The sequence below is a fragment of the Micromonospora sp. NPDC047467 genome (assembly GCF_040643095.1).
In the GTDB taxonomy this organism is placed as follows: domain Bacteria; phylum Actinomycetota; class Actinomycetes; order Mycobacteriales; family Micromonosporaceae; genus Micromonospora.
Window position 1 is genome coordinate 660439 of record NZ_JBEYTO010000002.1, and the last position, 26774, is coordinate 687212.

28 protein-coding genes and 1 pseudogene are annotated in these 26774 nt (G+C 71.4%); 25 read left to right on the plus strand and 4 right to left on the minus strand.

Annotated features, from left to right (window positions below; genetic code table 11):
* The first annotated feature begins 105 nt into the window (after positions 1-105).
* The 19 genes from ABZ780_RS07205 (at position 106) to ABZ780_RS07295 (ending at position 17255) form a co-directional block, all read left to right on the plus strand.
* The gene (locus ABZ780_RS07205) at positions 106-300 is read left to right on the plus strand and encodes a ferredoxin (RefSeq protein ID WP_357484947.1); all 195 of its coding nucleotides are present in this window, start codon (positions 106-108) and stop codon (positions 298-300) included.
* A complete protein-coding gene (locus ABZ780_RS07210; protein ID WP_357484949.1) occupies positions 297-1466 on the plus strand; it encodes a steroid 3-ketoacyl-CoA thiolase in 1170 nt (389 codons plus the stop codon). Before ABZ780_RS07205 ends, ABZ780_RS07210 begins: the two co-directional genes overlap by 4 nt.
* 1 nt (position 1467) lies before the next feature.
* On the plus strand, positions 1468-2661 hold the full coding sequence (locus ABZ780_RS07215) for a CoA transferase (RefSeq protein ID WP_357484952.1): 1194 nt from the start codon (positions 1468-1470) through the stop codon (positions 2659-2661).
* Between the two features lie 162 nt (positions 2662-2823).
* Positions 2824-3564: a 3-oxoacyl-[acyl-carrier-protein] reductase gene (fabG, locus tag ABZ780_RS07220; protein ID WP_357484954.1), complete on the plus strand. Its 741-nt coding sequence runs from the start codon at positions 2824-2826 to the stop codon at positions 3562-3564.
* Positions 3561-4010, plus strand: coding sequence for a hypothetical protein (locus ABZ780_RS07225; RefSeq protein ID WP_357004659.1), 450 nt, complete (start codon positions 3561-3563; stop codon positions 4008-4010). Before fabG ends, ABZ780_RS07225 begins: the two co-directional genes overlap by 4 nt.
* On the plus strand, positions 4007-4552 hold the full coding sequence (locus ABZ780_RS07230) for a beta-hydroxyacyl-ACP dehydratase (protein WP_357004662.1): 546 nt from the start codon (positions 4007-4009) through the stop codon (positions 4550-4552). The genes ABZ780_RS07225 and ABZ780_RS07230 overlap by 4 nt, the downstream gene beginning before the upstream one ends.
* Positions 4542-4796 (plus strand): acyl carrier protein, encoded by a 255-nt coding sequence (locus ABZ780_RS07235; protein ID WP_357004665.1) that lies wholly within the window; start codon positions 4542-4544, stop codon positions 4794-4796. The genes ABZ780_RS07230 and ABZ780_RS07235 overlap by 11 nt, the downstream gene beginning before the upstream one ends.
* Before the next feature lie 4 nt (positions 4797-4800).
* Positions 4801-6006, plus strand: coding sequence for a beta-ketoacyl-[acyl-carrier-protein] synthase family protein (locus ABZ780_RS07240; RefSeq protein ID WP_357484957.1), 1206 nt, complete (start codon positions 4801-4803; stop codon positions 6004-6006).
* Positions 6003-7076, plus strand: a complete 1074-nt coding sequence (locus ABZ780_RS07245; protein ID WP_357004671.1) for a beta-ketoacyl synthase N-terminal-like domain-containing protein — start codon at positions 6003-6005, stop codon at positions 7074-7076. Before ABZ780_RS07240 ends, ABZ780_RS07245 begins: the two co-directional genes overlap by 4 nt.
* 3 nt (positions 7077-7079) lie before the next feature.
* Positions 7080-8198 carry a beta-ketoacyl synthase N-terminal-like domain-containing protein gene (locus tag ABZ780_RS07250; protein WP_357004673.1) on the plus strand — a complete coding sequence of 373 codons (1119 nt, stop codon included), beginning with the start codon at positions 7080-7082 and terminating at the stop codon, positions 8196-8198.
* Positions 8195-9121 (plus strand): beta-ketoacyl synthase N-terminal-like domain-containing protein, encoded by a 927-nt coding sequence (locus ABZ780_RS07255; RefSeq protein ID WP_357004675.1) that lies wholly within the window; start codon positions 8195-8197, stop codon positions 9119-9121. Before ABZ780_RS07250 ends, ABZ780_RS07255 begins: the two co-directional genes overlap by 4 nt.
* The gene (locus tag ABZ780_RS07260) at positions 9118-9915 is read left to right on the plus strand and encodes an alpha/beta hydrolase (RefSeq protein WP_357004677.1); all 798 of its coding nucleotides are present in this window, start codon (positions 9118-9120) and stop codon (positions 9913-9915) included. The genes ABZ780_RS07255 and ABZ780_RS07260 overlap by 4 nt, the downstream gene beginning before the upstream one ends.
* A complete protein-coding gene (locus ABZ780_RS07265) occupies positions 9912-10850 on the plus strand; it encodes a thioesterase (protein WP_357484959.1) in 939 nt (312 codons plus the stop codon). Before ABZ780_RS07260 ends, ABZ780_RS07265 begins: the two co-directional genes overlap by 4 nt.
* Complete coding sequence (locus tag ABZ780_RS07270) at positions 10847-11587, plus strand: DsbA family protein (RefSeq protein ID WP_357484962.1); 741 nt, start codon at positions 10847-10849, stop codon at positions 11585-11587. The genes ABZ780_RS07265 and ABZ780_RS07270 overlap by 4 nt, the downstream gene beginning before the upstream one ends.
* Positions 11587-12321: a class II aldolase/adducin family protein gene (locus ABZ780_RS07275; RefSeq protein WP_357485327.1), complete on the plus strand. Its 735-nt coding sequence runs from the start codon at positions 11587-11589 to the stop codon at positions 12319-12321. Before ABZ780_RS07270 ends, ABZ780_RS07275 begins: the two co-directional genes overlap by 1 nt.
* Positions 12322-12323: 2 nt before the next feature.
* Positions 12324-13886 carry an AMP-binding protein gene (locus tag ABZ780_RS07280; protein WP_357484964.1) on the plus strand — a complete coding sequence of 521 codons (1563 nt, stop codon included), beginning with the start codon at positions 12324-12326 and terminating at the stop codon, positions 13884-13886.
* Positions 13887-13891: 5 nt separating this feature from the next.
* Positions 13892-15148: a cytochrome P450 gene (locus ABZ780_RS07285; RefSeq protein WP_357484967.1), complete on the plus strand. Its 1257-nt coding sequence runs from the start codon at positions 13892-13894 to the stop codon at positions 15146-15148.
* Between the two features lie 31 nt (positions 15149-15179).
* Entirely contained in the window at positions 15180-15860 is a 681-nt protein-coding gene (locus ABZ780_RS07290) for a peroxiredoxin-like family protein (protein WP_357484970.1), read from the plus strand.
* Between the two features lie 66 nt (positions 15861-15926).
* Positions 15927-17255, plus strand: a complete 1329-nt coding sequence (locus tag ABZ780_RS07295; protein ID WP_357004690.1) for an LLM class flavin-dependent oxidoreductase — start codon at positions 15927-15929, stop codon at positions 17253-17255.
* A gap of 52 nt (positions 17256-17307) precedes the next feature.
* On the opposite strand, the gene ABZ780_RS07300 is transcribed toward ABZ780_RS07295, so the two are convergent.
* Positions 17308-18354, minus strand: a complete 1047-nt coding sequence (locus ABZ780_RS07300) for an LLM class F420-dependent oxidoreductase (RefSeq protein ID WP_357484973.1) — start codon at positions 18352-18354, stop codon at positions 17308-17310.
* A gap of 248 nt (positions 18355-18602) precedes the next feature.
* On the opposite strand from ABZ780_RS07300, the gene ABZ780_RS07305 reads away from it, so the two are divergent.
* Entirely contained in the window at positions 18603-19280 is a 678-nt protein-coding gene (locus tag ABZ780_RS07305; RefSeq protein WP_357484975.1) for a Crp/Fnr family transcriptional regulator, read from the plus strand.
* Between the two features lie 248 nt (positions 19281-19528).
* A complete protein-coding gene (locus tag ABZ780_RS07310) occupies positions 19529-20812 on the plus strand; it encodes a hypothetical protein (protein WP_357004698.1) in 1284 nt (427 codons plus the stop codon).
* Between the two features lie 88 nt (positions 20813-20900).
* Here the strand turns inward: ABZ780_RS07310 and ABZ780_RS07315 are convergent, their stop codons facing one another.
* A complete protein-coding gene (locus ABZ780_RS07315) occupies positions 20901-21512 on the minus strand; it encodes a hypothetical protein (RefSeq protein WP_357484977.1) in 612 nt (203 codons plus the stop codon).
* A 510-nt stretch (positions 21513-22022) separates the two neighbouring features.
* Here ABZ780_RS07315 and ABZ780_RS07320 point away from each other — a divergent pair.
* Positions 22023-22697: a pyridoxamine 5'-phosphate oxidase family protein gene (locus ABZ780_RS07320; RefSeq protein WP_357484980.1), complete on the plus strand. Its 675-nt coding sequence runs from the start codon at positions 22023-22025 to the stop codon at positions 22695-22697.
* A gap of 86 nt (positions 22698-22783) precedes the next feature.
* Here the strand turns inward: ABZ780_RS07320 and ABZ780_RS07325 are convergent, their stop codons facing one another.
* Positions 22784-23482 (minus strand): NB-ARC domain-containing protein, encoded by a 699-nt coding sequence (locus ABZ780_RS07325; protein WP_357485329.1) that lies wholly within the window; start codon positions 23480-23482, stop codon positions 22784-22786.
* 42 nt (positions 23483-23524) lie between these two features.
* A pseudogene (locus ABZ780_RS07330) lies at positions 23525-23842 on the minus strand (helix-turn-helix transcriptional regulator); the annotation flags it as partial.
* Between the two features lie 176 nt (positions 23843-24018).
* Between ABZ780_RS07330 and ABZ780_RS07335 the strand changes: the two are divergent.
* The 3 genes from ABZ780_RS07335 to ABZ780_RS07345 are packed head-to-tail and all read left to right on the plus strand — an operon-like array spanning position 24019 to position 26771.
* Positions 24019-24387, plus strand: a complete 369-nt coding sequence (locus tag ABZ780_RS07335; protein WP_357484983.1) for a cupin domain-containing protein — start codon at positions 24019-24021, stop codon at positions 24385-24387.
* Complete coding sequence (locus ABZ780_RS07340; protein ID WP_357484986.1) at positions 24380-25729, plus strand: class I tRNA ligase family protein; 1350 nt, start codon at positions 24380-24382, stop codon at positions 25727-25729. Before ABZ780_RS07335 ends, ABZ780_RS07340 begins: the two co-directional genes overlap by 8 nt.
* Complete coding sequence (locus ABZ780_RS07345; protein WP_357484989.1) at positions 25722-26771, plus strand: FAD-binding oxidoreductase; 1050 nt, start codon at positions 25722-25724, stop codon at positions 26769-26771. The genes ABZ780_RS07340 and ABZ780_RS07345 overlap by 8 nt, the downstream gene beginning before the upstream one ends.
* The last annotated feature ends 3 nt before the right edge of the window (positions 26772-26774 follow it).

Genomic DNA, 26774 nt, shown 5'->3' on the forward strand with positions numbered 1-26774 from the left:
AGAAGACACACAAGGGTCTGTGCAAAGACGATGCTTGTATTTCGCAGATACGAGTACTCCACTACCGTGGAACACGAGTGCCGGGACCGAGAGAGGACGGCCGCGATGCGGGTACGCGTGGACTTTGACAGGTGCGACAGCAACGGCCTCTGTGCGCTCGCCGCGCCGACGGTCTTCGAGGTGCGGGACGACGACTACCTCTACGTGCTTCAGGAGAACCCGCCGCAGGAGGTGTGGCCCGAGACGACGCAGGCCGCCAACGCCTGTCCGAAGCTCGCCATCACGCTGGAGGACCAGTGACGGCGGACGACCGCGAGCCGGTCGTCGTCGCGGCGGTCCGCACCCCCATCGGCAAGCGGGGCGGTGCGCTGGCCGGCCTGAAGGGTGTCGAGTTGCTTCGGCACGTGCTGGGTGCGGTCGTCGACGCCGCGGGCGTCCGGCCCGATGCCGTGGAGCAGGTGGTGGGCGGGTGCGTCACCCAGGCGGGCGAGCAGAGTCTGAACGTCACCCGCAACGCGTGGCTCAGCACCGGATGGGACCCCGCGGTCGGCTGCACGACGGTGGACGCCTCGTGCGGCTCCGCCCAGCAGGCCAACCACCTCGTCGCCGCGCTGATCGGCAGCGGCGCGATCAGCGTGGGCATCGCCTGCGGGGTGGAGTCCATGAGCCGGGTCCCGATCGGTGTCAATCTCTACAACGGGCCGGGTCACTACAAGACCGCGGACTACCCGTGGGACGACCCGCCGCGGGCGCAGTTCGGCGGGGCCGAGCGGATCGCCGCCCGACAGGGCCACACTCGCGCCGACGTCGACGCGTACGGGGTGCTGTCCCAGGAGCGTGCCGCGGCGGCCTGGGCGGCCGGGCACTTCGACCGTGAGGTGGTCGGCCTCGACGTGCCGGGCGACGACGACCACGCCGGGCGTCGCCGGATCGACCGGGACGAGGGGCTGCGCGAGACCACACTGGAGGGTCTGGCCAAGCTCACGCCGAACGTGCCCGACGGGGTGCACACCGCCGGTACCACCTCGCAGGTCTCCGACGGCGCGTCGGCGATTCTGTGGATGTCCCGCGGCCGGGCCCGGGCGCTGGGGCTGCGGCCCCGGGCGAGGATGGTCGCCCAGGTGGTCACCGGAGCGGATCCGTACTACCTGCTGGACGGGCCGGTGGCGGCGACCGGCCGGGCGCTGGAGCGCGCCGGTATGACGCTTGCCGACCTCGACCTGGTCGAGGTCAACGAGGCGTTCGCGGGCGTGGTGCTCAACTGGGCGCAGCAGCACGACACCGACCTGGAGCGGGTCAACGTCAACGGCGGGGCGATCGCGTTGGGTCACCCCCTCGGCTCCAGTGGCACCCGGCTGCTCGTCACCGCGCTGCACGAGTTGGAGCGCCGGGACGCGCAGACGGCGCTTGTCACGATGTGCTGCGGGGGGTCACTGGGCACCGCGACGATCCTGGCGCGGGTGTGACGTGCGGCGCGAGGAGTTCTATCGGGAGGCCCGCGACGACCGGGACGGCCCCCTGCACGGCCTGTCCGTCCTGGACGTGACCAAGGTGTGGTCCGGCCCGCTGACCACGAGCCTGCTCGGCGACATGGGCGCGGACGTGGTCCGGGTCGAGCTGCCGTACGGCCGCGACGGCGAGGTGCCGCCGGAGATCCCCGGCACGGGCCTGTCGTGGTTCCGCGAGACGGTGAACCGGAACAAGCGCAGCGTGGGGCTGGACCTGCGGCAGCCCGCCGGTCGGGAGGCGTTCCTGGGGCTGGTGCGCGAGGCGGATCTCGTGGTGGAGAACTACAAGCCCGGCACGCTGGACGGCTGGGGTGTCGGTTACGCCGACTGCCGCCGTGTCCGGCCGGACATCGTGTTCGTATCCATCACCGGCTGGGGGCAGTACGGCCCGGACATCGACCGGCCGGCGTACGACCCGGTGGTGCAGGCCGCGAGCGGTTGGATGTCGCTCAACGGAGACCCGGCGGGCCGCCCGGTGCGGGCGCCGACGTTCCTCGCCGACGAACTGGCCGGCCTGCACGCGGCCGTCGGCGCGCTGGCCGCCCTGGCGCACCGCGACCGCACCGGCGAGGGTCAGCACGTCGACGTGGCGATGCTCGACAGCCTGCTCGCCAGCAGCTGTGGCCTGTTGACGCTTGCCGCGACCGGCGCGCCGCCGGAGCGTTGGGGCAACCAGACCGACTTCGCGGTCCCGTCGAACGTCTACCCCTGCCTGGACGGCGAGGTCTACCTGTCCGTCGCCCTGGACAAGCACTGGCGGGCGCTGGCCGAGACGATCGGCCGCCCGGATCTGGCCCGCGCGCCAGGCTACGGGCGGGGCGCGCAGCGCCGGCAGAACCGTGTCGCGGTCGACGGCCTGGTGACCGACTGGTGCCGAACCCGCACGGTCGGCGAGGTCATGGCGGCGTTCCGCGCCGCGCGCCTGGTGGCCGAGCGGGTACGCACGCTGACCGAGGTCGCGGCCGACCCACAGGTGTCGGAGCGGGACATGCTTCAGCCGACGGTGCTGCACAACGGCGCCACCGCGCCACTCACCGGTCCGGCGGTGAAGTTCTCCCGCACACCGACGCGGATCCGCCGGGGCGCGTCGGCCGCCGGCGCGGACAGCTCTGACGTGCTGGGGGACGCCGCCCCGCGCCCCGACGAGCCGTAGGGTCCGGCCAGCGTCTGCATAGTATCTGCGTGCGCTTTACGTGTGTCCTGCTGCTTCTATTGATGTCAGGCCGAAGATGCTTCAACATAGGAGTGCAAGATACGAGTTCCGGTCGCCGATCGGGGGCACCCGGTGTGGGTGCGACGGGCTAAGGAGGCGTCTGTGACCGAGCGACCGCTGGCACTGGTGACCGGCGCCTCACGGGGCATCGGCCGTGCGGTGGCCGTCCGGCTCGCCGAGCAGGGGTACGGGCTCGCCTGCTGCTACAGCAAGCCGAGTGAGGCCGCCGAGAAGACCGAGGCGCAGGTCGCCGCGGCCGGGGTGCCGAGCTACTTTGCCCCCTGCGACGTCGCCGACGACGCGGCGGTGGACGCGTTCATCGCCGAAGCCGAGCGGCGGCTGGGCCCGATCGGCCAGCTGGTCAACAACGCCGGCATCACCCGGGACAGCCCGCTGGTGCTGGCCCGCCGCCCCGACTGGGAGGCGGTCCTCGACGTCAACCTCGGCGGCACCTGGAACTTCTGCCGAGCCATGGCCTTCCGATTCATGAAGCGCCGCGCCGGGGCCATCGTCAACCTCTCCTCGATCGCCGGCATCCACGGCAACGTGGGCCAGACCGCGTACGCGGCAAGTAAGGCGGGCATCATCGGGCTGAGCCGTTCGCTGGCCAAGGAACTCGCCCCCTACGGCGTACGGGTCAACGTGGTCGCGCCCGGGTTCATCGAGACCGACATGACCGACGCGCTGGACGCGAAGGCCCGGGACCGGGCACTGGGCATGATCGGCCTACGCCGGTTCGGCCGCCCCGAGGACGTCGCGGCGATGGTGGACTTCCTCCTCTCCGACCAGGCCGCCTACGTCACCGGCCAGGTGTTCCAGGTGGACGGAGGGATGACCCTGTGACCGCGGCGACGGTCGCGCCCGACTGGCGACCCGCGGTCCCCGTCTCCTACGCCGCCCCGCTGCCGGCGGTCGACCGACTCCGGGTGGCCCCCCGCGACGGCGGCTGGACGATCACCGCCCGGGTCGCGGTCGATCCCGGATCCCCGAACCTCGCCGGCCATTTCCCCGGCCAGCCGATCTACCCGGGTGTGTTCGTGGTCGAGACCCTGTGCCAGGCGATGGCCCAGGCCGTGCCCGGTGCCCCCCGGCTGCGCGCCGTCACCTCGATCCGGTTCCTCGCGGCGCTGCTCGGCGGCGACGAGATGGAACTCACCCTCGATGTGGATCCGGCGGACCCCGGTGCCCCGGCACCGTCCGGTTGGGCGGTCCGCGGCACCGGCCGGCGCAATGACGGCACGGTCACCGCGCGACTGCGCGCCGTCTTCGACACTGGGGCCGGCGCGTGAACGCCGCCGAGATTCGCGCCGTTCTGCCGCAGCGCTACCCGCTGCTGCTGGTCGACCGCGTGACAAGCCTGGAACCCGGTGCGGTCATCGAGACGGTCAAGGCGATCACCGCCACCGAGCCGTGCTACGCCCACCTCGGCGACGACGCCACCGCCGAGGACTACGCCTACCCGGCATCGCTGCTCATCGAGTCGTTCGGCCAGAGCGCCGCCCTGCTGTGGCTGGCCGGCTCCGCACCGTCGCACCGGCTCACCGACGACGCCCTGCTGCTCTTCGTGGGCGCACGGGAGTACACCGTCGAGGGCCGGGCCTACCCGGGCGACGTCGTCCGGCACGTCGTACGCCTGGAACGCGTCGTCGCCGACACCGCGTTCGCCACCGGCGAGAGCTGGGTCGGTGAGCGGTGCATCGCCACCGTCGGCTCGCTCATGGCCGCCCGCCGCCCCCGCGCCGCAGTCGCCGAACCCGCGGCCGGCCCGACCGGCGTCGACCGCACCATCCCCGCTAACACCAGTGCCCAAGGAGGCCAACATGTCCGGTGAAAACGAGCGGTACGAGCAGCTCCGGGAGATCATCGCCGAGGTGTTGGAGATCGAGACCGACGAGCTGACCGACACCGGGGACTTCGCCGAGGAATACCAGGCGGATTCACTGCGCGCCATCGAGATCCTGGCCCGCATCGACAAGGCGTTCAAGGTGGAGATCCCGCAGTCGGAGCTGCCCGAGCTGCGCAACCTCAAGGCCACCTACGAGGCCGTCACCCGGCACGCCGGCTGGCAGGACTGACACCGTGCGGCGTGTGGTCGTGACCGGCCTCGGCCCGGTGTCGAGCATCGGAACGGGGGTGACGGCGTTCGGTGCGGCCCTGCGGGCGGGCCGCTCCGGCATCTCCCAGATCACCAGCTTCGACCCGTCCGGGTTCCCGTACCGCAACGGCGGTGAGGTCCGCGACTTCGACCCCGCCGCCTGGCTGCGCCGGCTACCGCCGGAACGGTGGGGCCGGTCCAGCCAGTTCGCGGCCGCCGCCGCACGGCTCGCGGCGGACGACGCCAAACTGGACCTCGACACGGTGGACCGTTCGCGGGCGCATGCCGTGATCGGCACGACCAGCGGCGAGTCCGTCGTCCTGGAGGCGCTCACGGCGCATCTGGTCGAAGCGGGCTTCGACGCGGTGCCGCCGCGCCTGATCGAGCAACTGCCCGCGGGGCGGCTGGCGCACGCGGTAAGCGAGGAGCTGGGCCTGCGCGGCGAATCGCTGACCCTCGCCACCGCGTGCTCGGCCAGCAACTACGCCATCGGGTACGCCTACGACCTGCTCGTCACCGGCGAATCAGACGTGGTGTTCGCCGGCGGCGCCGACTCGGTCTGCCGCTGGGCGCACGCGGGGTTCTACCGGCTGGGCGCCCTCACCGAGACCGCCTGCACGCCGTTCGACCGGGACCGCTCCGGCATCCTCACCGGGGAGGGCGGCGCGGTGCTGGCGTTGGAGACCCGGGAGCACGCCGAGGCGCGCGGCGCGTACATCTATGCGGAGGTGCTCGGCTACGGCCTCAACTGCGACGCCAACCATCCGGTGGCCCCGGACCGGGACAGCATCGCCGAGTGCATCCGCATCGCCCACCGCAACGCTGGCGTCACACCGGACCAGGTCGACTACATCTGCGCCCACGGCACCGGCACCCCGGCCAACGACCTGGTCGAGGCGCAGGCCGTGCTGGAGGTGTTCGGGCCGAAACCGCCGCCCATCAGCTCGATCAAGTCGATGATCGGGCACACCATGGGCGCCGCCAGCGGGTTCGGCGCGATCGCCTCCACCCTGGCGATCGAACAGGGCTTCCTGCCACCCACCGTCAACTGGTCGCACCCGGACCCGCAGCTGGCCGCCATCGATCCCGTGCCGAACGAGGCCAGGTCGGCAACCGTCCGGCTCGTGCAGAACAACGGGTTCGCCTTCGGCGGAAACAACGCGATCGTCCTGCTCGGAGCCGCCCAATGACGCCACTGACCATCAACGGCTTCGCGGCGCTGAGCGCCGCCGGTGACCGGCCGGAGGCGCTCGCCCGACGGGTCGCCGCCCTCGCCGGGGAGTGTCATCCAGGCGCACCCGTCGGTGGCCTCGTCACCGAGCCGCTGCCGCGCGCCGAGGGTCACACCGTCAGAGACTTCGACGTGCGCGCCCGGCTCGGGCGGCGCGGCACGAGCTTCTACGACCGGGCCACCGCCCTGGCCGTGGTGGCCTGCGGCGAGGCCCTCAGCGACAGCGGACTGACAGTGGACGACACCAACCGGGCCCGGATCGGCATGGTGTTGGGCACCACCGTCGGCAGCCTGAAGTCCACAAGCGACTACAGCCGCGAGACGCTCGTCCAGGAGAAGCCGTACCTGGTCAACCCGATGCTGTTTCCCAACACCGTGATGAACTGCGCCGCCGGCCAGGCGGCCATCCGGCACGGGCTCAAGGGAATCAACGCCACGGTCACCGGTGGACCCCTGGCCTTCTTCCACGCGCTGCGGTACGCCAGCAACGCCATCCGCCGCGGCTACGTCGACACCATGCTCGTCGGCGCGGTCGAGGAGTTCTCGGCGCACCGGGCCTGGGCATCCGCGCTGGGTCCGGCAGGCGGCGAGGTTCTCCCGGGCGAGGGTGCCGCGGTGTTCGTGATCGGTGGCCACACCGACCCCGCCGGGCGCGCCGCGGTCTGTGCCGTGACCACCGGGTACGGCCCCGACGGCACGGCGGAGCAGGCTCTCACCGACTGCGTCGCCCGGGCCCTGCACGTCGCCGGAGTCGCCCCGACCGACGTCACGCTCCTGGCCACCAGCGAAACCATCACCTCCGGCCGCCGCCCGCAGCGCGCCGCCGCCCTGCGGGCGCTTCGCGGACACCGACCGGCCGAACTCGTCGTCAGCCGGGCGGCCGGGGACTGTGGGGCTGCCACCCCCGCCCTCGCCCTGGTAGCCGCGCTGGGCCTGCCCGATGACGGCGACCGGCCTCCGTCCGGCCTGACCCTGCTCACGGCCCACGGCACCGACGGCGGCGTCGGCGCCGCCCTGGTCCGGCGGTAGCCCATGGCGACGCTGATCGCGGCGAGCAGCCTGCGCACGTGTTTCGGCGACGGCGCGGACACCTTCGCCGCGCTGCTGGAGGGACGTACCGGGGTGCGCGAGCTGCGACACCCGCTGACCGGCCGGCTCAACGTGACGGCCGGCTACCAGATCGACGAGCCGGCCCCGGGGGTCGCCCTGCGGGCCGGCACCTGGCTGCGGGAGTGCGTCGCCGAGGCGCTGGTGCGGGCCGCCATCGACCCCCTGCGGAGCCGGGTCGTGGTGCTCGTCGGCACCGGTCTGCGGGAACTCGCGGCGGTCGAGGACCTGGCGCTCACCGGCACCACCACCACCCCGTCCCGCCTGCACTTCGGGCCCGCCGTCCGGGACGCCGTGCCCGGCCTGGCCGAGGTGGTGACCATCGCCAACGCGTGCAGCGCGGGCGGGCACGCCCTCGCGCTCGCCCAGGACCTGATCGACACCGGCGAGGCCGACGCGGTGGTCGTCGGCGCCGCCGACACGATGACCGCTTCCATGCTCGCGATGATCGGCAAGGTCGCACCGGAGCCCACCGACCAGATCCGCCCGTTCGACCGTGACCGCACCGGAGTGCTGCTCGGCGAGGGCGCCGCCGCGCTCGTCGTGGTCGGCGAGGACTGGACCGGGCCGGCCGTCGGCCGGCTGCTCGCCACCGGGCTGTCCTGCGATGCCGTGCACGAGACCGCCCCCGATGTGGACGGCATCTGCCGGGCGATGCGCGACGCCTGGACGCGGGCCGGCCGGAGCCCGGAAGAGGTGGACCTGGTGGTGGCCCACGGCACCGGCACGGCCCTGAACGACTCCACGGAGTGCGCCGCGTTGCTGCGGTGCCTGCCGCGGCCCGGAGCGCCCCTGATCACCGCCGTCAAGGGCGCTGTCGGCCACCTGTCGGGCGCCGCCGCCCTGGCCAACCTCGACGTGGCGCTGCGGTGCCTGGCGAGCGGCACGGTGCCGCCGGTCGTCGGGCTGGTGAACCCCCTGCCGGAGGGCGAGGGCCTCACCTTCGTCCGGGACGTCCACGCCCGCCGGGACGTCGCCCTGGCGCAGGTCAACGCCTTCGGCTTCGGCGGCGTGAACGCGGTGACCCTGGTGGAGTCGCTGTGACCGGCACACCGGGGTCCACCCCGGCCACCGCCGTCGCAGTCACCTCCTACAGCGTCCACCTGCCCGCGGACGACCGCTTCGGCACGACCGTCGCCGGCCTGCCGACGGTCGACCCCGGCTGCCCTTCCGACCGCGCCAACACGCTGCTCGGCCGCAAGGGACTGCTGTACAAGGAACCAGCCACCCGGCTCGCGCTGTGCGCCGTGCACCGCGCCCTGGGCCTGTCCGACGGCGTCCGCCCCGATGCCACCCTCGATCCCGGTACCGCGGTCGTGGCCGCCAGCAACCTCGGCAACGTCGCCACGGTCGTCGACGTGACCCGCACCGTCGCCCGCGAGGGCAGCCGGGGGGTCAGCCCGATGGCGGCGCCGAACGCGTCAAGCAACGTCATCGCCAGCAGCATCGCGTTGTGGTTCCGGTTCGGCGGCCCGAACCTGATGGTCTGCTCCGGCGAGACCGCCGGCCTGGACGCGCTCGCTCTGGGCGTCCTGCTGCTGCGCGCCCACCGGGCCGACCGGGTGCTGGTCGTCGGCGCGGAAGCCGACGACGAGACCGCGGTCGCCGTGCGCCGTGGCCCCGCCGCCGACGCCGTGGCCCCGCCCCTGCGCGCCGGGGCCGCCTGCGTGGTCCTGGAACCCGTCACCCGGGCCGCCGCCCCGCTGGCCACCCTGACGGTCGGGCCGACCGTGCGCCGACGCGAGGACGTACCCCCGTGGCCGGCCCGGATCGTGGTCGGCCCCGGCCACCTCGACCCCGCGTCGGCCTGGGGCGACTGCTACGGCGCCCAGGGGGTGCTCCAGACGGCGCTGGCGGCGCGGCTCGTCGCCGAGGGCGCGGACGGCGTCGCGGTGCTCTGCGGCGGCGACGACGACGGCTGGCGTACCGCCCTGCTCACCCCCGCCACCAGCGGGAGGCAGCCGTGACGGCGCCGACCGTACGGGAGTTGCGCCCGCCCACGCCGGGCGGACCGCTCGCGGTCTTCGTCCACGGGCTGGAGGACTCCTGGGAGAGTTGGCTGCCGTTGGGCAACGTGCTGCCGCCCGGGTGGTCCCCGGTCGCTCTCGACCTGCCATGGCGGCCCGGCAACGACTACCAGTGGCGTCGCCGCCCCTCACCGCGGTGGCTGGCCGACGGCCTCGACCGGTTGGGCCGGCGCCCCGACCTCCTCGTGGCCCACTCCTTCGGCGGCAACGCCCTGCTCGAACTGCTCTGCGCCCGCGACCAGCGGGTGCCGGACACCGTCATGCTGATCTGCCCGCTGTACCGGCCGCCGGACGTCGCCGTGACCTGGCGGGTGTTCGAACGCGCGCGGCGCTCCTTCGAACAGCACATCCACGACTCGCTGCGCAGCCGGCTCGGCGGGCGGTTGCGGGCCATGGACGCGGACGTGGTGGAGCGGATGATCGCCAAGGCGGTCGACCGGGTCGGCCCCTCCGGATTCCTGACCGTGTTCGACCAGTTCTGCGCCAGCGCGTCACTGCGGCTGGACCAGGTGACCGCCCGGGTGCTGGTGCTCGCCGGAGGGTCCGATCCGACCCTGTCCCCGGAGGCCGCACGGACCCTCGCCGACGGCATGCCGCACGCGGTGCTGTCGGTCGGCGACAGCTACGACCACTTCTGCTACGCCCGCCAGCCGGAGGATGTCGCGGCCCGCCTGCGGGCCTTCGTCGACGTGGCTCCCATCGTCACCGGTCATCCCGAAGGAGTAGCCACGTGACCACCCTCGCTCCCCACGCTCCGACCCCGAGCGTCCTGGTCAGCCGACCGCGCTACGAAGGCGCCAACATCCGTACCTGGATCGGGTTCAAGCACTTCATGTACCTGGTGGAGGAGGCGGTCCTCCAGTGGTTGCGCGACCAGGGCCACGGGGCCCGCGAGCTCTTCCACGAGTACGGCCTCGGCACCGAGATCATCGACTGCTCGGTGCAGTTGCCGGCCGTGCTGGAGGTGGACGACGAGGTCCGCGCGGAGGTCGTTGCCGGCACCGGCAAGCGGCTGCGGGTGCAGTTGTCGGTCAACCGTGGCGGCCAGGACGTCGTGGTGTTGCGGGGACACGTCACGGTCGCCCTGGTGCCCGAGACCGACGCGCCGGTGCACCGGCCCGCGCCGGCCGCCCTCTCGACCTGGGAGACACCCGGGCTCGACGCGGCGACCGGCCTGCGCGGGGAGCTTGCGCTGCCGGCCGGCGCGGACCCCGCCTCCGTGTTGACGCCACCCGGCTCGGCGGCCTACCTGTGGTCCTGGCGGGCGCCGTACTTCTACTGCCACTACTCCGACCGGGTGCAGCACTCCGGCTTCGTGCGCGCCCTGGAGGAGGTCGTCGACCGGTTCCTCGACGACCGGGGCATCTCCGTGGGACGCATGCTGGCCGAACGCGCGTGGATCCCGGTGGTCTCCCGAGCCCGGGTACGCCTCGCCGAGCCGGCCCACATGGAGGAGACGGTGCACACCGTCTTTCACGTCGACGACGTGCTGCGGGACGTGATGTTCAGCGGCCGGATGGACTGCTGGGTCAACCGGGGCGACCGGCTGACGCTGGTCGCCACGGCGACCATCCTGCACGGGTACGCGATCAGCCGGGGACCGGACGCCGGTCAGCTCGCCCGGCTCGATCCCGAGGTGTGCGCGATCCTCACCGGGAGTCGGCAGTGACCCGCGCGCCCGCCCGCCCCCGGCTGTTCTTCTCCTTCCGCAGCCCGTACAGCTGGCTGACGATCCGGCGGCTGCGCGCCGCGGTGCCGACGGCGTTCGCGGAGCTGGACTGGTTCCCCTACTGGGATCCGGACGCGCAGACCTCTGAGGCGCTCACCGCGCGCGGCGCGGAGTTCCACTACGTGCAGATGAGCCGGGCCAAGCACCTCTACCTGCTGATGGACACCAAACGACTGGTGCAGCGCGAAGGCGTGCCGATGGCGTGGCCGATCGACGTCGACCCGCACTGGGAGGTGCCGCACCTGGGCTGGCTGGCCGCCCGCCGCGCCGGCCGTGCGGAGCCGTTCTACGACGAGGTGGTCGCCGCCCGCTGGGAACGGGGGGAGAACATCTGCGACCCCGAGGTGGTGGCCGGCTGCGCTGAGCGGGCCGGCCTGGATCCGGCCCTGGTCACCGGCGCGGTCGACGACCCGCAGCTGCGGGCGGAGGGGGCGGACTGCCTCGAACGCGCCTACCTCGACGACATCTTCGGGATCCCGTACCTCAAGTGGGGGCGGCACCGGTTCTGGGGGCTGGACCGGCTCGACGGCTTTCTCAGCCTGTGGCGGCCGGACGCGGCTGGCGTCACAGTCCCCGTCCTGGCTGCCGCCCCGGCCACGGTGCGGCTCCCCGACCGGGCGGAGGCAATCGTGGCCTCCGGTGGTTACGACACCGACACGACGGGTGGATGCGGATGATGTTCTCTCCTGACACACCGGCGCTCCGGCAGCGGCGCATGCAGCGACTGGCCGCCACGCTGCGGTTGTTCGCGGAACTCGGCTACGACGAGGGCGCGGGCGGGCACATCACCGTCCGTGACCCCGAGCGGCCCGACTGCTTCTGGATCAACCCGTTCGGCATGTACTTCGGCCATGTCAGGGTCAGCGACCTGCTGCTGGTCGGCGCCGACGGGAAGGTGCTGGGCGGCAAGGGCCGGATCAACCCCGCCGGCTTCGTCATCCACTCGGCGGTGCACGCCGCCCGACCCGACGTCATCTGCGCCGTGCACACCCACTCCCTGTACGGGCGGGCGTTCTCCACACTGGGCCGGCTCCTCGACCCGATCACGCAGGACGCCTGCGCGTTCTACGGCGACCATGCCGTCTTCGACGACTACACCGGCGTGGTGCTCGACGATGACGAGGGCAAGCGGATCGCCTCCGCGCTGGGCTCCGGCAAGGCCGCCATCCTCCGCAACCACGGCCTGTTGACCGTCGGCGGGTCGGTGGAGGAGGCGGCCTGGTGGTTCGTCGCCATGGAGCGGTCCTGCCAGGTGCAGCTCACCGCCGAGGCGGCCGGCAGGCCGGTGCTCATCGACCACGAGGACGCCGAACGGACCCGCGACGTGATCGGCTCGCCCGGCATCGGCCGGTTCAACTTCAAGCCGCTCTACGAGGGTGTCCTGCGCCGCCACCCGGACCTGCTGGACTGATGATGCCCCGTCCTCAGGACCCGCCCGTTCTGCTCGCCGCCCAGCTCACCGCGACCCCCGACGCGCCGGCGCTCGCCGACGAGGGCGGTGTCCTCACCTGGGCGCAACTGGGGGAGCGGGTGCACCGGTGGCGGGGGCTGCTCGCCGACGTCGGCGTCACCTCCGGCGACGCGGTGGCGCTGATGCTCGGCAACCGCAGGGAGGCGCTGGAAGCGTTGCTGGCCTGCCTGCACGCCGGCGTCACCGCGGTGCCGGTGAACTGGCACCTCACCGCGCCGGAGGTCGCCTACCTGCTGGCCGACGCCGATGTCCGGCTGCTCGTCGTCGATCCACCGCGTGCGCTGGTGGGCGCCAAGGCGGCGGCCGAGGCGGGCACGGTCCGGGCGATGGTCACCGGCGACCGTGCCGTACACGCCCTCCCGCCGGCGGAGCCGCTGCTCGCCGCGACCGACCCGCACACCTCCCCCTCCGACCAGGAGTGCGGGCAGATGATGATCTACACGTCGGGCACGACGGGGCGGCCCAAGGGCGTACTCAACGGCCTGTTCGTCACCGGAGCGCCGTTCTCCCGCGCCACCCGGCTGCTCGAGTACGCCAGCGGGACGCTCGGCGTGCCCGCCGACGGGCGGGTGCTGCTGGTCGGGCCGTGGTACCACTCCGCTCAACTGTTCTTCGCGCTTCTGCCCCTGCTCAACGGCGCGACACTGGTTGTCCGGGAGCGGTTCGACCCCGCCGACACGCTGGCGACCATCGACGCGGAGCGGATCACCGAGTGCCACCTCGTGCCGACCCAGTTCGTCCGCCTGCTCCGCCTCGACCCGGCCGTCCGAGCCGCGTTCTCGGGAACCAGCCTGCGCCGGATCTGGCACGGCGGCGGCGCCTGCCCGCCGGACGTCAAGCACCGCATGATCGAGTGGTGGGGCCCGGTGCTGGTCGAGTACTACGCGGCCACGGAGGGGGGAGTGGTCACCCTCATCGACTCGCCCGACTGGCTCGCCCACCCCGGCAGCGTGGGGCGGGCCGTACCGCCGAACCAGATCCTCGTCGTCGACGACGACGGCCGTGAGCTCGACCCCCACCAGCAGGGCCGGATCTACATCCGTCGGCCCGGCCGCGGCTTCCGCTACCACAACGCCGCGGAGAAGACCCGCGCCGCGCACCTCGCGCCCGGCGTCTTCACGTACGGCGAGGTGGGCCACCTCGACGACGACGGCTACCTGTACCTCACCGGCCGCGCCCAGAACATGATCGTTTCCGGGGGCGTGAACGTCTACCCCGCCGAGATCGAGCAGGTGCTGCTGCGCCACCCGGACGTGCGCGACGCCGTCGCGCTCGGCGTCCCTGACGACGAGTACGGCGAGCGGGTGGCCGCTGTCGTCGAGTGGGAGCCCGGCGTCGGACAGCGGTCCTGGTCGGCGCTCGACGCCCACTGCCGGCACCATCTCGCCGGATTCAAGGTGCCTCGCCGCTGGCGATCGGTCGACGTCGTCCCCCGCGAGCCGACCGGCAAGGTCCGCCTCGACCAGTTGCGCACGCTCTGCGGAGACGACCGATGGGAACGATGAGCGGGATGCCAGCGACGCGATCGACGTCCCACGTGGACATCGCCCACCCGGCGACCTACGCCCGCGGCGTGCCGCACGCCGAGTTCGACAGGCGTCGCCGCGAGGAGCCGGTCGGGTGGGTGCCGGAGCCGGCGCTGTGGCGGCACAGCTCGGCCGGCCGGATGCAGCAGCAGGGCTCCGGGTTCTGGGCGGCGACGACCCACGAGGCGGTCGTGGAGGCGTCCCGGCAGCCGGAGGTGTTCTCCTCCGCCCTGCGCGGGGCGTTCCTGCACGACCCGCGCACCCCGGCGGACCTGGACTTCATGCGTCAGTTGCTGGTGAACATGGACGCACCGCAGCACGTGCGGATCCGCCGCATCGTCAGCTCGGTGTTCACCCCCCGCGCCGTGCGCTCGCTCGGCGACACCGTCACCCGGCACGCTCAGGAACTCGTCGAGGCGGTGCGTCAGCGGGACACGTTCGACGCGGTCACCGACCTGGCGGCGGAACTGCCCCTGCTCGTGCTCGCCGACCTGCTGGGCCTGCCCCGCGGCGACCGGCACCTGCTGTACCGCTGGAGCAACAACCTGGTCGGTTTCGACGACCCGGAGTACGGCGGCGGTGACGTCGAGGTCTACCGGCAGACGTTCGCGGAAGCGTTCCAGTACGCGCTGGCCGTGGCCGTACGGCGGCGGGCCGCGCCCCGCGACGACCTGATCAGCCTGCTCGCCACCGCGGAGGTCGACGGACGGCGGATGACCGACCGGGAGTTCTGCCAGTTCTGGCTGCTGCTGGTGGTCGCCGGCAACGAGACGACCCGTCACCTGATCTCCGGCGCCCTGCACCTGCTGCTGCACGACGAAGCGCTACGTAGGCGCTGGCTCGGCACGCCGCTGCCCACCGCCACCGCCGTCGACGAGTTCCTCCGGGTGGTCACCCCGATCATGCAGTTCCGCCGGACCGCCACCCAGGACACGACCCTGGCCGGTACGAGGATCGCCGAGGGCGACAAGGTCGTCATGTTCTACGTCTCCGCCAACCGGGACGCCGCGGTCTTCGCCGACCCCCATCGGGTGGACCTGGAGCGGGCGCACAACCCGCACCTCAGCTTCGGCGTGGGCCCGCACTTCTGCCTGGGCGCCCACCTGGCGCGGATGGAGATGGCCGCGTTGCTCGACGCCGTCGCCCCGCACCTTCCCCGACTTGCCACCACGGGCCCGGTCGTCCGACTGGAGTCCAACTTCGTCAATGGCATCAAGTCGATGCCTGTGGGCTGGACCTGAGACCGGGGCCAGGCCGCTGGAAAGGAGATCGATGTCCCTCAACGAACGGCTGCGGGAGTACAAGACCCGTCAGGAGTCAGGCGAGGTGCCACCGATCACGCCGGCCCACCTTGAGGTGATCTACCGGGAGGCGCACGCCCTGGCCGCCTCGGGCGCCGAGGACCGGGTGCTGAAAGCGGGAGCGCCGTTCCCGTCCTTCGAGATGCCCGATGAGTTCGGCGACGTCGTCTCCTCCGCCGACCTGCTGTCCCGGGGGCCGCTCGCGGTCGTCTTCTACCGCGGCGCCTGGTGTGACTACTGCAACTTCGAGCTGGAGGCGCTGGAGAAGGTCTACCCACGGATCAGGGAACTCGGAGCCGACCTGGTGGCCGTGTCGCCCGTGACCATGCCCAACCTGCGGGCGGCCATCCGCCGCAACAAACTCTCGTACCGGATCCTCAGCGACCGGGGCAACGCCTACGCCGCGCGGTTCAACCTGACCTACACGATGAACCAGGACCTGCTCGACGTGTGGGGCAGCTTCGGCATGAACTTCTCGCAGATCAACGGTGACGACAGCAACCGCATGACGATGCCCGGGGTGTTCCTCGCCGACACCGATGGCGTCCTCCGCTTCGCCTCGGCGTACGCGCGCCACTGGGAGCGAACCGAGCCGGCCGACCTGCTCGCCGCCATCGAACGCCTGGGCCCGGATCGCTCGGCCCGGTCCTGACCAGCGTCACCGGTCGCGTCGCCACCCAGAGCCGGGTGGCGGCGCGACCCTCGGGAAGGGGGAAAGATGCACCTGAACGTGTTCACCGAATGCTCGCCGTCGCCCCAGTTCGTCGGAATGTGGCGGGCGCCCGGCGACGCCACCGGCACCGGCTACCGGTCGTTGGACTACTGGGCCGCGGTCGCCCGGCGGCTGGAGGCGGCCTGCGTCGACGCGCTGTTCTTCGCCGACATCCACGGGACCTACGACGTCTACCAGGGGTCGTGGGCGAGCGCGGTCCGGCACGCCGTGCAGATTCCCTCGATCGACCCGGTGCCGGTCGTCGCCGCGGCGGCGATGGCGACCACCGACCTCGGCTTCGCGGTCACCTACTCCACCACCTACCACCAGCCGTACGAGTGCGCCCGACTGTTCTCCACGCTCGACCACCTCACCCGGGGCCGGATCGGTTGGAACATCGTCACCTCGTACCTGCGCTCGGCCACCGACAACGGGCTCGGCGACTATCTGGACCACGACCTGCGCTACGACCGGGCTGACGAATACCTCGAGGTGACCCGCGCGCTCTGGGAGCGCAGCTGGGACGACGGCGCGGTGGTCCGCGACACCGACGCCGACGTCTTCACCGACCCGTCCCGGGTGCACGCGATCGACCATCGGGGCCGCTGGTTCACCGTGCGCGGCCCGCACCAGTGCGAACCGTCGCCGCAGCGCACACCGGTGCTGTACCAGGCGGGCGCGTCGGGGCGCGGCATGGCGTTCGCCGCCCGGCACGCGGAGGTGATCTTCCTGACCATGGCCGACCCGTCGAGCGGGGCCGAGACGGTCCGGCGGCTGCGCCAGCGGGTGGCCGAGGCGGGACGCGACCCACGGGGCGTACGCGCCCTTCAGGGCACCATGGTGATGGTCGGCGCCGACCGCGCCGACGCGAAGCGCAAGGCCGCCCAGTACCACGAGCTGTGGAGCCCGGAGGGGCAGCTGGCGAAGTGGTGTGGCTGGATGGACATCGATCTGGCCGCGTACCCGGACGAGACGCCGGTCGACGAGGTGAAGAACCAGGGCAGCCAGTCCTTCCTGGGCTTCCTGCGCGGGCTGAGCCCGGAGCGGTCGTGGACCATCGGCGACGTGCGGTACCTGGTCTCCCGCCCCCGGCGGGCCCGCCGGGACGCGCCGATGACCCTGTTCGGCACGGCCGAGGAGATCGCCGACCGCATGGAGCAGTGGTTGGAGGTCGCCGACGTCGACGGTTTCAACCTGATCCCGTGCAGCCCTTCGGACGGTCTCGGCGACATCTGCGACCTGCTCATCCCGGAGTTGCAACGACGCGGCATGTTCCGCACCGCCTACCGCAAGGGCGAGACGCTGCGGCAGCGCTACTTCGGACCGGACGCCTGACGTCCGGCAGCGGACGGCGGGCGGCCACTCGCGGCGCCTGGCCGGCGGGGGACTACGGCGCGGCGAGCAGGTCGCGCAGCCGCTCGATCAGACGCACCCGGTCGCGGTGTGTGCGGGCCAGCGGGGTCACGTTGAGGGTGGTCGCCCCCGCCTCCCGGTACGCGACCAGCCGCTCGGCCACCCAGGAGGCGGGACCGATCAGGCAGGTGCCCTCCACCAGTTCCTCCGGCACCGCCGCGGCCGCAGCGTCCCGTCGCCCGGCCAGGTACAGCTCCTGCACCGTGCGGGCCGCCTCGCCGAACCCGTACCGCTCGGCGAGGGTGTTGTAGAAGTTCGCGCCCACCGCGCCCATGCCACCGAGGTAGAGCGCCAGCTCCTGCCGGGCGAGCCGGCGCAGGTGGGTGACGTCGTCACCGATCGCCAGCAGGGCGTTGACGCTCACGTCGAGCGGCCCGAGTGAGGCGTCCCGCCGCTGGGCGCCACGGGCCAGGCTCTCGCCCCACACCGCGGCGGACCGCTCGGGGTAGAAGAAGGCCGGTTGCCAGCCCTCCGCCAACTCCGCGGCCAGTTCGACGTTGCGCGGCCCGATGGCGGCGAGCGTGATCGGGATGCGTTCCCGGACCAGTTTGTTGATCAGCTTGAGCGGCCGGCCCAGACCGGTGCCCTGCTCGGCGGGGAGCGGGATGCGGTAGTGGGTGCCCTGGTGGACCAGCTTCTCCCGGCGCCAGACCCGCCGGCAGACGTCGATCACCTCCCGCGTACGGGCGACGGGCGCGTCGAACGGCACGCCGTGGAACCCCTCGATGACCTGCGGGCCGGAGGTGCCCAGGCCGAGGGTGAAGCGGCCCGATGAGACGTGGTCGAGTCCGGCCGCCGTGGTGGCGATCAGAGTTGGGGTACGCGTGTACAGCTGCATCACCCCGGAGGCGATCCCCAGCCGCCGGGTTCGCCCGGCGATGAATCCCAGCTGGCTGACGGCGTCGAACGTGTACAGCTCGGCCACCAGGACCAGGTCCAGGCCTGCCTGCTCGAAGTCGACCAGCTCGTCGGCGACGTCGGTGATGCCGGCGCGGTAGTTCAGAGGCATGCCCAGCCGCATCGGCGACACTCCCGAGGTCGTATGTGTTCGTATGTGCAAGTCTTCTTACGTCATCTCGAAGGTTCTCCACAAGGTGGGGATCGTCCAGCCCACAGGAGGTTTCCGACCTGTTACGGGTGCTGGGACGCGTCCACGAGGTCAGGAGGGCTCATGCTCGTCTTTACGACTATGCATGGGTCTTGTCTAGTGTCTGCGGCGAGGATGTGGTTTCCTCTATGTGTGCTGTGCCGGGCGGAAGGTGGGCCGACGTGACACAAGCCAAGTCCCTGCCGAGGCACGACATCTCGGATTTCCGGGCGCTGGCGCGGCGAGTCTCCGGGACCTCGCTGATCGAAATTTCCCGCAACAACCACGTCTACCGCAGCGGAATACGCGACGACCACGTCTACGTCGTGGAGCGTGGCCAGGTAAAGACACAGATGGTGGCCGCGAGCGGCAAACGCTGCCTACTTTCGGTGTACGTCGTGGGTGACCTGTTCGGCGAGAGCACCCTGCTTGGTCTGGAGCGGCTGGAGACCGCTATCGCGTTGACCCGGACCGTCCTGCTGCGTGTCCCGGCAGCGCGGGCCGCCGCCGTGCTGGCCGCCGAAGGCTCCGGTGACGTGCTCGCGCGTCACCTCAGCATCCGCCTGCGCCACCAGCAGCAGGTGGTGGCGGACATGGTGACGTTGCCCAGCGAACTGCGCCTCGCGGTGCGCCTGCTCGATCTGGCCGAGCGCTTCGGCCGGCGCGGCCCGGGTGGCACCCGGGTCGACATCGCCTTCACCCAGGAGGATCTGTCCGAGATGGTCGGCACCACGCGGACCCGCATCGGCCAGTTCCTCAAGCGATTCCGTGAACTGGAAATAGTCAATTTCACGCCTCGGTCGCATCTGACCGTGCACGAGGAGCGGCTTTCCTCGTGGATTTCCACCGCAACGCAATGACTGCTCATTAGTGAGCAGACCACCGGGCGGTCAGCGGTAGAAGATGCTCCCCAAGTACCCACTCCCAAGGAGGTCACATGAAGAAGCTTGTCGTTCGCAAGCTCGAGCCGATCAAGACCAGCGCCAACGCGGACTGCGTGCCTGCGGCACTGTGACAAAGGGTTCATGATCGGCGGGGACCGGCGTGAGTGATCGCTCCGGTTCCCGCCGAGCGCCGTCTGTACTGCGGAAGTGGAAGGAATCGCCCCATGGCCGTCAACACGGCTGAGTCCGTCGTCACCGTCCGTCCCTTCGTCTCGACCACTGACGGCGCGGACGTCATCATCGGCGACACCGACCGCAAGGTCTATCTCGCCATTCCGGCCGAGGGGCTGGACATTCTGCAGGCGCTCGCCGAGGGCCGCACCATCGCCGAAACCGCCCGGATCTACGAGCGCAAGCACGGCGAGAGCGTGGACGTCGAGGATTTCGTCGCCGTGCTGGCCGACGAGGGCTTCGTCACCCGCGGCGGCGAGTCCAGCGCCGCCACCGAACCGGCCCCCGAACACGCGCATCGGACGATCAAGCGCTGGAGCTTCGACTGGATCTCCCCGGCCACCGCGCGCCGACTCACCGGTGCTGCCGTGATCGTTCCGGGCCTCGCGGTCATCCTCGCCGGCGTGGCGATGGCGATCAGCGATCCGGGCCTGGTGCCCGGCCCCCGGGCGCTGCTGTTCGAGGGCGGGAACTTCGCCATCCTCACCATCATCAGCGTCACCCTGGCGATGCTCGGGCTGTCGCTGCACGAGCTCGCGCACGCCCTGGCGGCTCGCTCGGTGGGTGTGTCGGCGACGCTCGGCATCAGCAACCTCATGTACATCCTGGTCGCCCAGACGGACATCAGCGGCATCTGGATGGCCTCCAAGCGTGCGCGGTTCAAGGCATTCCTCGCCGGATTCTTCGTCGACGCGTTCGCCGCCTCCCTGCTGGTCGCGTTCCTGTTCGCCATCCGGCGCAACGTCTTCGACGTGCCCAACTGGATGTCCCTGCTGGCCAGCGCGGCCCTGCTCACCTTCCTGGTTCGCATCGGATTCCAGTTCTTCTTCTACCTGCGGACCGACGTCTACTACGTGATCGCGACCGCCCTGAACTGCCGCAACCTGATGTCGGACACCGAGCGGTTCCTGTCCAACGGAATCAAGCGGCTGACCTTCCGCCGGGACAAGGTGGTCTCGCAGGCGGGCATCCCGCGTGGCGAAATGCGCAAGGTGCGGGTGTACGCGGCGGCGTGGGTATTCGGCCGCATCTTCTCGCTGTTCGCCCTGGTGTTCACGATCCTGCCGGTGCTGTGGGTCTACGTGGAGCAGTTCGTGCTGCTGGCGGTGGGCGAGCCGACGCGATTCTCGTCGGCCGACTTCGCCACGGTCGCGGTGCTGGCCGCGTTGCTCAACGGCGGAGGTCTGGCGATGTGGGGCCGCAACCTGTGGCGCGGCTGGCGCCGCCGGCAGGCGGAGGACGCCCGCACGCTCGCCCGGCAGGCCGCAACCAGCTGATCGCCCCGACGGACGCCAGGCCCCGCGCGGGGCCTGGCGTCCCGGCGTTGGTGCCGAGCCGCACGATCCAGGCCGGGCCGGCCGTGGTCTACAGGCTGACAGCCTTTGCCGTGCCGAGTAGGTGCACCGCTGACTCGACACAGAGCCCACGGATACATACTTCCAACGGGTTGGAGTCAGGGAATAGCAGTTGGCCGTCTCGTTGCCGCCAAGCCTTCAGTAGATCCGAGGATCTGACCCATTCAAGCTGGGAGTAACTGTGAGTACGCCCCGGCAGCGCGTCCATGCCAGAGTCGCAAATCGCGAGAATTGTCAGCATGAGAGTATCTTCGATTTCGCCGTCGGCCCCTGACGGATCATCGACCTGACCGCGCATGGCAAGCCGGAAGGCGCATCGTCCACTGACGGCGCCTTTGTCGAGCAGTGTGCCGTCGACAATCTTCTTCGCGAGGAGGGCTTCGAGCGCGTAGCCGACCTCCATGGACGAGGAGCCCGGCCGACCGAAGGTCCCCGTACTCGCTGCCAGAGGCCTCGACTCACCATTTCTGACAACTCCTGTCTGCTGAGTTGCCCAGTCGAGCGGTACGCGCATGGTGGGCACACTGACCACCCCCGGATGGCGAGTGTTGCCCTCTGTGCTCCGGACGCCGACCAGAACCATCTCCAGGTCGGTGGCGGGGACCATGACGAGCCCAATCACTGCGTGGAGTTTACTATCGGGCGTTCGACGCCGAATCGTGGAAACTCTATCTCGAAGCCTCATAGGTCCCTCGTTCGATGGTTGAGAAGCTCTGGTACCGCAATTGCCGGACTAGAGCCAAGCCGTCCGGCTGTTCGCAAATCCCTACGGGGTGTGCGCAACGGGCACCTTGCGGGACCGGCGGTCATCACGTGGCGGACCGGGTGTCTTTGGTGCGGGAGCCGCGCAGGGCCTTACCGCCGACGGCGATGATCTGGCCGGGACGTCGGCGACCTACTCGGCGATCGGGCGTACGAGCGGTAGCCGGCCACCACAGCACACACAGCAGCGGACCGATCCCAGCCGGTCGCCGAGCTCGACGACGGCGCCCGGTTCACAGCGCAACGGATACTGCTGCATCTAGGAGACGCGCCGCAACGCTCCTACACTCCAGCCTCGGACACACCTAGCCCTGACCACGCCCCGACTGGTCCGGGCCGCCGAGCCACGGAGACTGACGGGAGACGACTGATGACCGACGCCGACCTGCCGTTGTCCGCGACGCCCCGAACCGCGTTGCGCCGCATGAAGGAGAAGGGGCACAGCGACCGGAGCGCCCTCTTCGACGTCCTCCGGGCCAGTTTCGTCTGCCATCTCGGTGCGCTCGTGGACGGCTGCCCGATGGTGGTTCCGACCGTCTACGGGTTCGACGATGAGCACCTCTACCTGCACGGGTCGGTGGCCAGTCGGAGCCTCACCACCGGGGTGGAGGTCTGTGCCACGGTGACGGTCGTCGACGGTCTGGTCCTGGCACGCTCGGTGTTCGAACACGGGGTGAACTACCGCAGTGCGATGGTCTACGGCTTGCCGCGTTGGGTGACCGACCTCGATGAGAAGCTGCATGGCCTGCGGACGCTCACCGAGCATGTCGCCCCCGGCCAGTGGGACTACGTGCGCCAGCCGAACCGCAAGGAGTTGGCGGCCACCGTCCTGCTGGCGCTTCCGCTCACCGAGGCGTCGGTCAAGACGCGCAGCGGCCCGCCGGACGACGGCGACGGCCCGGACGCCGCGCGTGGCCACTGGGCGGGGGAGTTGCCCCTGGTCGCGCGGTGGCAGCAACCGCTGACCGACCCTGTTCTGCCCGCGACCGTACCGGTGCCGGCGCACGTGGCCGCCCGCGTCGGAGCCCGCGTCGATCGGCCCTGATCGGCGGCGGCAGGGCGGGATCGCGCCGGTTGTCCGGTGGTGCCACCGTCAGCGAGCCGGTGTCCCACCGGGCTGACGGTGGCGTCCTATCCCAGTTGCGAGGCCAGCTCCTCAAGGGACAGCCGGGGGTGGGTGGCCGCAGCGGCGGCCACTACTGTCAGCGCCCGGGGGACGCCCGCGCAGTGGGCGATGATCCTCTGGACCGCCTCGCGTTCTCCCGCGAGGCGGCGCTCGCCGAGACGGGACCGGAGCAGCTCCCACGCCTCTGCGGGGGCCAGTTCGTCGACCACGACGGGCCGCGCGGCCTCTCCCGCGACCAGGCAGCTCAGGCGGTCCCGGCTGGTCACCACGACCATGCACCCCGCGACGCCGGGCAGCAGTGGGCGCACCTGATTGGCGTCCCGCGCGTCGTCGAGCACGATGAGCATCCGCCGCCCGGCCAGGGCGCTTCGGTACAGCCCGGCCCGCGCGGCCAGATCGCACGGAATCTCGCCGGGTACGTCGAGAGCCTGGATGAGGCTGCCGAGCGCGTCGGACGCCGCCACCGCCTGCTCCCCAGAGCGGCTACCTCGCAGGTCGAGGTGGAGTACGCCGTCGGCGAAGCGAGCAGCGACCCGGTGTGCCCAGTGCAGGGCCAACGCCGTCTTGCCGATTCCGTTGTGCCCGGTGAGGGCGCAGATCACCACGGCTGACATCCGCCGTGGTCCGCCGTCGAGCAGGCGGTCGAGCTGGGCGAGCTGCGTTGATCGGCCGACGAAACCGGGAGTCTCCAGCGGCAGCTGCATGGGACGGATCCGCGCCGATGGTGCCGGACGGACAGGGAGGTCGAGCGCGTCGCGGAGCAGCCGGACGGTCGCCGGTCGCGGCTGGGTTACCCGCGCGGACTCCAGGTTGCGGATGCTCCGGACGCTCAGCCCGGTTCTGGCGGCCAGCTCCTCCTGGGTGAGATTCGCACGTTGTCGCGCCGCGATTATCTCGTCACTCAGAGTGTCGATGAAGCCGACCACAGCGCCTTCCCCATTCGTCGGCCCCGTACGAATTTGGCCGAATCGTGCCGGCGACACAGCCGGATTCGAGTCACTGGCTGGGAGCCAGTGGAGACATTGCCGGTGATCTGCCGGTTCGATTCCTGTTGGCGTGGTCACTTTATGTCCACAGTGGCCTTACCGCCATCTGTCGCCGTGGAAGTTGCCGAACCGGGATGGCGGTGTTCTCAGCCGGTGACTCGCCGTACATCAGACCCCGTTTGATCAACGTCTGATATCGGTGTCAATCATTGCTCCGCGGAATTTCAGGGTCCAACCGAGCAGGAAGGATGGGCATGCGTAGATACGTCAGCGACGTCGCGGAACTTACCGAGGAGTACGGCATTCAGATCGGCCGGTGGAAGCAGTATCGGGACCTGGGGGCGTTGCCGTTCGACGCGATGTGGTGCGTGATCCCGCCCGGCGGAAGTAGCGCCGAGGACGTGCACCCGGAGGTGGAGTTCGCCGTGGTGACCCGCGGCACGGCCGTCTACGAGGCGGGCGGCGAGAAGGTCGAGGTGCCTACCGGCGGCGTCATCCTGCTCGATCCCGAACAGCGTCACGTCATCCACAATCCCTCCCCGGAACAGTCGCTGACGATTCTGAGCATCTACTGGATGCCCCAGGTCGACAGCGCCGAACCCGACGGTGCGGGCCGTGACTGAGGGCGCGGTGCTCGTGGTGACCCCACCACCGACACCGAACGGGCCGCTGCACGTCGGCCACCTCTCCGGCCCGTACGTCGCCGGGGACATCGCGGCCCGCGCGCTACGCGCCGGTGGCCGCCGGGTGCTGACCCAGTGCGGCCTGGACGCCCACCAGAACTACGTGCTGGCGCGGGCCGAGGCGCACGAGGAAGCCGTCGCGGACACCGCCGCCCGTTTCCAGGCGTCGATCGGCGCGGCCCTGCACGCGGCACGCATCCGGTACGACGTCATGGCCGACCCGTTGGCCGACGCGGGCTACCGCAGCGCCGTCGCCGGGCTGCTCACCGAACTGGTCGACGCGAAGGTCGTCGAGATCGCCCCGGTGTCGTTGCGCGAGTGCGCCGCCTGTCACCGGGTCCTGCACCACGTCCGGGTCGTCGGGAGCTGCCCGGTCTGCGGGGCGGGTGCGGCCGGCGGCACGTGTGAGGGCTGCGGCAGTTTCCTTACCGCCGCGACCCTGGTCGGAGCGCGATCGACCTGCTGCTCAGCCGAGCCCGAACCGGTCACCCACACGGTGCCGGTGCTCCGCCTGGCAGAGCACCGGGAGCGACTGGCGGAGTTCTGGTCCCGGGCGGTGCTGCCACCTCGACTGCGCCGGCTGGTCGCGGCATACCTCGATGGCGGGCTGCCGGAGGTACCACTGGCCTACCCGACCGACTGGGGTGTCGAGTGGGACGACGGTCTGCGAATCGACGTGTGGGCCGAGATGGCCCTGGCCAACCTTGTTCTGCCCGCCCGCCACCTGCGTCCGGGCGCGGACACCCTGGCCGGGTACTTCGACGCGTGGCAGGGCATCGACGAGCAGTGGATCTTTCTGGGGGTCGACAACGCCTTCTACTACGCCGTCCTCATCCCGGCTCTGCATCTCGCCGCCGGGTTGCCCGCTCGGCCGACCGGTCTGGTGGTCAACGAGTTCTACCGGCTCACCGGAGCGAAGTTCTCCACCAGCCGGGAGCACGCCATCTGGGCCCACGAGTTCCTGTCCAGCGAGGACCCGGCCGTGGTGCGGGCGTTCGTCAGCTGGGACCGGCCGGACAGTTACGAGTCCGACTTCCGGCCGGAGGCGTACCAGGCTTTCAAGGCGCGATACGCCGAGGCTCTCGACGGCGCTGCCCCCGGCCTCGACGCGGCGCTGGCGGACATCGAGCTGACACGTGGTGAGCAGGCGCTGCGCCTGGAGCACTTCGATCCCGCCGCGGCGGTCCGCGCGGCACTGACCGCGTACCGCAGCCGTCCCGAGCGGGCGGCCCGGCTGTTGGGTCTGGTCGGGGGCACCCTCCCGGCGGAGTCCGGTGGCTGAGCCACGGGTGCTCGTCGTCGGCGCAGGTCTGAGCGGGGCTCTGCTGGCTCGACGGTTGCAGGACGCCGGCGCACAGGCGGTGCTGATCGGCACGGGCGCCGACGGGCCGTCGGGAGGGTACGGCGACGCCACCGCCGCCTCCGGTGGTCTGGTGCGGGCCTTCGAGCCCGACCCGGCCGCCCGGGCCCTGGCCACCGCCAGCCTCGCCGAGCTGCTGGCCGATCCGCTGCTGGCCGGGCATGCCGGCTGGCGGGAGACCGGCTCGCTCTACCTGCTGGACACCGACGACCCGGGCGTCCCGACCGGCGTGGAGGCCGCCGGGGTCGAGGTGTTGGCCGGTCAGCAGGTCGCTCGCCGGTTCGGCTTCGACCGACTGCCGGAGCGCAGTGTGGCTGTCTGGGAACGGCACGCCGGGTACGTCGTCCCGGACCGCCTGCGCCGAGCCGTCCTACGTGGTCTGGACAACACCGAGGCCACGCCGATGGCCCGGCTCGACGACGACACGGTCGAGCTGCGCGACGGCCGGCGGCTCACCGGCGACCTCGTGGTCGTCGCCGCCGGCGCGTGGACCCCGGGCCTGCTGCGTGCCGCCGGGTTCGCCACCACCCTGCGTACCAAGCACATCCAGTACGCCCACTACGCCGTGGGCCGGAACGACCTGCCGTGTTTCGTCGACGAGACCAGCGGCCTCTATGGCCGGCCAGCCGGGGCGGGACGGCTGCTGCTCGGTCTGCCCAGTCGACGCTGGGACGTCGAACCGCCGACCCCCGAGCCCGACACCGAGCTGGCGGAGCGGGTCCTGGCGACCGCCCTGCTGCGGTTACCGGGACTGGACCCGCGACCGCTGGCCCCACCGGTCAGCGCCGTCGACTGCTACAGCGAGCCCGCTGGTCTGGCGCTGCGAGCCGTCGCCGGAACCGCGCACACCTTCACCTTCACCGGCGGAAGTGGAGGCGCCGCCAAGACCGCGTTGGCCGCCAGCCGCCTCGCCGCCACCGCCCTGCTCAACAACCGTTCCGCCGTCAATGTCCCAACGGGTTAGACA